The organism is Stenotrophomonas sp. 3diitr2024 (genome assembly GCF_042136455.1).
Taxonomy (GTDB): domain Bacteria; phylum Pseudomonadota; class Gammaproteobacteria; order Xanthomonadales; family Xanthomonadaceae; genus Stenotrophomonas; species Stenotrophomonas sepilia.
Map to the genome: position 1 here is coordinate 1 of NZ_JBHHMJ010000550.1, position 5,290 is coordinate 5,290.

The 5,290-nt window shown below is 66.4% G+C and carries 5 protein-coding genes; 3 read left to right on the top strand and 2 right to left on the bottom strand.

Annotated features, from left to right (window positions below; translation table 11 throughout):
* Positions 1-101 precede the first annotated feature (101 nt).
* Positions 102-1,601, top strand: a complete 1,500-nt coding sequence (glpK, locus tag ABGA94_RS14045; RefSeq protein ID WP_065178005.1) for a glycerol kinase GlpK — start codon at positions 102-104, stop codon at positions 1,599-1,601.
* A 177-nt stretch (positions 1,602-1,778) separates the two neighbouring features.
* Here the strand turns inward: glpK and ABGA94_RS14050 are convergent, their stop codons facing one another.
* Both ABGA94_RS14050 and ABGA94_RS14055 read right to left on the bottom strand, forming a co-directional pair.
* Positions 1,779-2,573 carry a MetQ/NlpA family ABC transporter substrate-binding protein gene (locus ABGA94_RS14050; protein WP_053500668.1) on the bottom strand — a complete coding sequence of 265 codons (795 nt, stop codon included), beginning with the start codon at positions 2,571-2,573 and terminating at the stop codon, positions 1,779-1,781.
* Positions 2,574-2,600: 27 nt separating this feature from the next.
* Complete coding sequence (locus ABGA94_RS14055; protein ID WP_005419539.1) at positions 2,601-3,572, bottom strand: YafY family protein; 972 nt, start codon at positions 3,570-3,572, stop codon at positions 2,601-2,603.
* Positions 3,573-3,652: 80 nt separating this feature from the next.
* Here ABGA94_RS14055 and ABGA94_RS14060 point away from each other — a divergent pair, with 80 nt between their 5' ends.
* Both ABGA94_RS14060 and ABGA94_RS14065 read left to right on the top strand, forming a co-directional pair.
* Entirely contained in the window at positions 3,653-4,255 is a 603-nt protein-coding gene (locus ABGA94_RS14060; protein WP_069139700.1) for a hypothetical protein, read from the top strand.
* A 106-nt stretch (positions 4,256-4,361) separates the two neighbouring features.
* Positions 4,362-5,138, top strand: coding sequence for a YdiY family protein (locus ABGA94_RS14065; RefSeq protein ID WP_005419541.1), 777 nt, complete (start codon positions 4,362-4,364; stop codon positions 5,136-5,138).
* Positions 5,139-5,290: the final 152 nt, after the last annotated feature.

Genomic DNA, 5,290 nt, shown 5'->3' on the forward strand with positions numbered 1-5,290 from the left:
GCCGAGCCATGCTCGGCTGCGTTGTGCAAATGCAGCCGAGCATGGCTCGGCTCTACAGAGAGAAAGGTAAGTTACCCTGACTGCTCTACCGGAGACGCTGCATGACGCCCCGCTACGTGCTGGCCATCGACCAGGGCACCACCAGTTCGCGCGCGATCCTGTTCGACCGTGCCGGCGACATCATCGGCAGCGCGCAACGCGAGTTCGCGCAGATCTTCCCGCAACCCGGCTGGGTCGAGCATGACCCGCGCGAGATCCTCACCAGCGTCTATGCCACGCTGACCGAACTGCTCAGTCGCGGGCAGATCGACCCGCGCCATATCGCCGCACTGGGCATCACCAACCAGCGCGAAACCACCGTGGTCTGGGACCGTGCCACCGGCCAGCCGATCCACAACGCCATCGTCTGGCAATCGCGGCAGAGCCACGCCATCTGTGAACGACTGAAGTCCGAAGGCCATGAAGCGCTGATCCGCGAGCGGACCGGCCTGCTGATCGATGCCTATTTTTCTGCGACCAAGGTGCGCTGGATCCTCGACCACGTGGAAGGTGCGCAGCAGCGCGCCGAACGTGGCGAGCTGCTGTTTGGCACCATCGACAGCTGGCTGGTGTGGAACCTCAGCGGCGGCCAGGCGCATGTGACCGACTACAGCAACGCGGCGCGCACGCTGTTGTTCAACATCCACACGCTGGACTGGGATGACGATCTGCTGGCCCTGCTCGACATCCCGCGCGCGATGCTGCCGCAGGTGCGCGACTCCAGTGCGGTATACGCACACACCCGGCCGCAGTTCTTCTTCGACCACCCGATCCCGATCGCCGGCATCGCCGGTGACCAGCAGGCGGCACTGTTCGGCCAGGCCTGTTTCCAGCCGGGCATGGTCAAGAACACCTATGGCACCGGTTGCTTCATGTTGATGCATACCGGTGCGCAGGCGGTGCGGTCGCGCAACGGCCTGCTGACCACCATTGCCTGGGGCCTGGACGGGCGCGTGGAGTATGCGCTGGAAGGGTCGATCTTCATCGCCGGCTCGGTGGTGCAGTGGCTGCGCGACGGACTGCGCATGATCGAACGCGCCAGCGACAGCCAGGCACTGGCCGCGCAGGTGCCCGACAGCGGCGGCGCCTATCTGGTGCCGGCGTTTGTCGGCCTGGGTGCGCCCTATTGGCGCAGTGATGTGCGCGGTGCGATGTTTGGCTTGACCCGTGGCACGGGCAAGGCGCATTTCGTGCGCGCCGCGCTGGAAGCGATGGCCTACCAGACCCGCGACGTGCTCGATGCCATGCAGTCCGATGCGGGCATCGCACTGACCGAGCTGCGCGCTGATGGCGGTGCGATCGGCAACGACTTCCTGGCCGGCTTCCAGGCAGACATCCTCGGTGTGCCGCTGCTGCGGCCGCGGTTGACCGAAACCACCGCGCTCGGTGCGGCCTATCTGGCCGGCCTGGCCGTCGGGTTCTGGTCAAGCCGCGAACAGATCGCTGCACAGTGGGGCCTGGACCGGCGCTTCGAGCCACAGATGGAGGTGTCGCGGCGCGAGAAGCTGTATGCGGGATGGCAGCAGGCAGTTGCCGCCACCCTCGCCTTCCACGTCGATTGAAACTGCAATGCCCTGCCCTGCTGCGGCACGTGGAGTGACACGGAAGAGCCGAGCGATGCTCGGCTGCCGTTGGTGAAATGCCGGAAACAGCAGAGCCGAGCGTGGGCTCGGCTCTACAGGAAAGGCAGTGTCGACCAAGGTCGACACCCACCATTCAAATCAACAGATCAGCCGCAATCAGAACGCCGGCAGCACCGCGCCCTTGTACTTGCTCTCGATGAAGGCCTTCACCTGCGGGCTGGTCAGGGCCTTGGCCAGCTTCTGCACACGGGCGTCGTCCTTGTTGTCCGGGCGCGCGACCAGGAAGTTCACGTACGGCGAATCCTTGCTCTCGATCGCCAGCGCATCCTTGGTCGGGTTGAGGCCGGCGTCCAGCGCATAGTTGGTGTTGATCAGGGCCAGATCGACCTGGTCCAGCACGCGCGGCAGCATCGCCGAGTCCAGCTCGCGGAACTTCAGGTTCTTCGGGTTGGCGGTGATGTCACGCTGGGTCGACAGCGCGTTGGCCGGGTCCTTCAGCTCGATCACGCCGGCCTTGTGCAGCAGGATCAGCGCGCGGCTGTTGTTGCTCGGATCGTTCGGGATCACCACGTCGGCACCGTCGCGCAGCTCGGCCAGCGACTTGACCTTGCGCGAGTACGCACCGAACGGCTCGATGTGCACGCCGATCACCTTCACCAGGTCGGTCTTGCGGTCGCGGTTGTAGGCATCCAGGTACGGCTCGGTCTGGAAGTAGTTGGCGTCCACCTGCTTCTGCACCAGCTGGTCGTTGGGCTGCACGTAGTCGTTGAATACGCGCACGTCCAGGTCCACGCCTTCCTGCTTGAGGATCGGCTTGACCACCTCGAGGATCTCGGCATGCGGCACGGCCGTGGCGGCCACCACCAGCTTCTGCGAGGGCTCGCCGGACTTGCCGCAGGCGGTCAGGGCCAGCGCAGCGGCGAGCAGGGACAGCAACAGGGTCTTCTTCATGGGGGACGGGGTTCTCGGGGGGGAGTGTCAGGATTTTTCGTAGTTGCTCAGGGCCAGCTCAAGCAGCGCCTTGGCCTGCTCGCGCAGCATGATCGGCTCGATGATCTCGGCATCCGAACCATAGTGCAGCACGTCCATCAGCAACTCTCGCGAGACGCTGTACGGCACCTTCAGTTCGTAGCGGCCATCGGCCAGGAAACGACCCTGCTGCTTGGAATGCCAGTGCTCGTCGGCCACCCAGCGCGCAGCCTTGGCGCTGAACAGGATGGTCGCCCAGCCCTTCGGCGCACCCGAAAAAATGCCATAGCTGGCGCCGAGCTGCTCGTCCAGCTCGCTGTCGGCGACATCGCGGGCGGCACTGTCGATTACCCGTGCCTTGTGGATGCGGTCCACCGCGAAACTGCGCAGCGCCTCGCGATCATGGTCCCAGGCATCCAGGTACCAGTTGTCGCGATAATGGGTCAGGCGCTGCGGCGAGACGGTGCGCTTGGTCGGCTCGTCGGTGGAGCGGGCGCGGTACTCGAACGCCAGCTGACGGCGCTCCAGCACCGCCGAGGCCACGCTGCGGAAGCTGCCTTCATCGAACTTGCGGCCACGGTGCGGAATCACCCGCACGCGGTCGACCGGCCAGCTGGAGACACCGGCCTGGGCTGCCAACAGGCTCTCGATGCGCTGCTGCAGCGGGGCCAGCACCGACGACAGCACGCCGCCGCCGGTACGCGCCAGCAGGTGCTGCGAGGCCAGCAGGGCATGCAGCTCCTCCGAGCTGAGCCAAAGGCCGGGCAGCTCGAAGCGATCGCTCTCGTCGGCCTGGTAGCGGAAGCCGGCCTCGCCGTCGCCCTCGATCGGTGCCATCAGCGCATCGCGCAGGAAGGCCAGGTCGCGGTAGACGGTGGCACGGGAACAACCGAGCTTGTCCTGCAGGGTCGCCACCGTCACCGGATAGCGCGCGGACTTGAGCAGACGATGCAGGGCGGTGATGCGTTCGTATCGGTCCATACCCCCGATTATGTCCGAGTCGCGGGTCTTGTGTGGGACGTTTGGGCTATCGTGGTCGCCCCCACCCCATGGAATGCCCGATGCGCCGGTTGCCTGCCCTGTCCCTGCTGGCCTGCCTGCTGCTGGCCGCCTGCGATCGCGCGCCGGCGCCGGCGGGCACCGAGGCCCCGGTACCCGCCGCCGATCCGGCACAGGCGGTGCTGGGTGCCAGCCAGCGTTTCGCCGCCCTGCGCAGCTTCCACGCCGAACTGGAAGTGCTGGGCGCGCCGCAGCGGGTACGCAGCGCCATGGACTTCGTTGCACCCGACCGTTTCCGGGTGGAGACCCCGGCCGGGCCGCAGACCATCATCGGCGACACCCTGTTCCTGCAGGCCGACGGTGCGATCCGCCAGGTGCCGGCCCCGCCCGGCCTGCTCGAGCAGTGGCGCAACCCGCTGCCGGCCGACGCCCTGCCCGCCGACCTGAAGGCCGAAGATCTCGGCAGCCAGGCGCTGGACGGGGTCGAGACCCGTCACTACCGGCTGCGCGGCAACCAGCCCGGCGAACGCCTGGAGTACTGGGTGGATGCCCAGGGCCTGCCACGCCAGATCGTGCGCAGCGGCAGCAGCAATGGCCGCAGCTTCCAGCTGCGCCTGCGCTATTCGCGCTTCAACGACCCCGCATTGCGTGTCGATCTGCCCTGAATAGGCGATCGCGGCAACGTTCGCTGAAGCACGCTTTGGATCGATTCGGACCGCCATCACGCTTCCAGTATCATCACCGGCTGTTAACCGTTCCGGAGAAGCCTCGATGTCCCTGCGCGTGTCCCTGCTGATCCCCCTGCTGCTGTGTGCGCCGCTCGCATACGCGCAGGATGCCTCCGAACTGGCGGCGATGTCCTCGCCGTGGAGCGGCAGCGGCGGCGAGCTCGGCTTTGCCTCGGCACGCGGCAACAGCAGCACCGAGAGCTTCAACGGCCGCCTGCGCCTGCGCTACACCGACGGCGACTGGGTGCACAGCATGGACCTGTTCGGCCTGCGCTCCAGCTCCAAGGTGACCGAGACCAACGACGACGGCACCACCACCCGCCGCAGCAACACCACTGCCAACCGCTACACCGGCAGTGCGGGCAGCGCGCTGCAGCTGGGCGAGCACCGCCAGCTGACGGCCACGGTGCGTACCGAGCGCGACGACTTCGCCACCTACGACCGCCAGAGCTCGTTCGGTCTGGGTTACGGCACCCGCCTGTGGAACACCGAGCGCTTCTATTTCGACGCGCAGATCGGCCCCGGCGTGCGCCGTACCCACAGCACCGAGGATGACCGCACCCGTACCGGCATGATCGGCCGCGGCCAGTTCGACCTGAAATACTCGCTGACCGACAACACCGACCTGGTGAACACGCTGCTGGTCGAATCCGGTTCGTACAACACCTTCGGCCAGAACGACTTCGGCGTCTCGGTGAGCATGAACGAGCACCTGGCGCTGAAGGCCGGCTGGCAGGCGCGTTACAACAGCGACGTCGCTGTCGACAAGCGCAAGACCGATACGCTGACCACGATGAACGTGGTCTACAAGTTCAAATAAGAAACGGGCGCCAAGGCGCCCGTTCTTCATTTCGGTAGTGCCGGCCGCTGGCCGGCAACATCAGACGCAACAGCAACAGCGTGCGTTCCGTGGGTTGGTTGGGCGGTGCCGGAGTGCGGGGACGCCGTAAATCCGTCCATGGAGGCTTGGCA

Excerpts from the sequence above, each read along its gene's own strand:
- glpK (WP_065178005.1), top strand. The coding sequence starts at position 102 with ATGACGCCCCGCTACGTGCTGGCCATCGACCAGGGCACCACCAGTTCG.
- ABGA94_RS14050 (WP_053500668.1), bottom strand. The coding sequence starts at position 2,573 with ATGAAGAAGACCCTGTTGCTGTCCCTGCTCGCCGCTGCGCTGGCCCTG.
- ABGA94_RS14055 (WP_005419539.1), bottom strand. The coding sequence starts at position 3,572 with ATGGACCGATACGAACGCATCACCGCCCTGCATCGTCTGCTCAAGTCC.
- ABGA94_RS14060 (WP_069139700.1), top strand. The coding sequence starts at position 3,653 with ATGCGCCGGTTGCCTGCCCTGTCCCTGCTGGCCTGCCTGCTGCTGGCC.
- ABGA94_RS14065 (WP_005419541.1), top strand. The coding sequence starts at position 4,362 with ATGTCCCTGCGCGTGTCCCTGCTGATCCCCCTGCTGCTGTGTGCGCCG.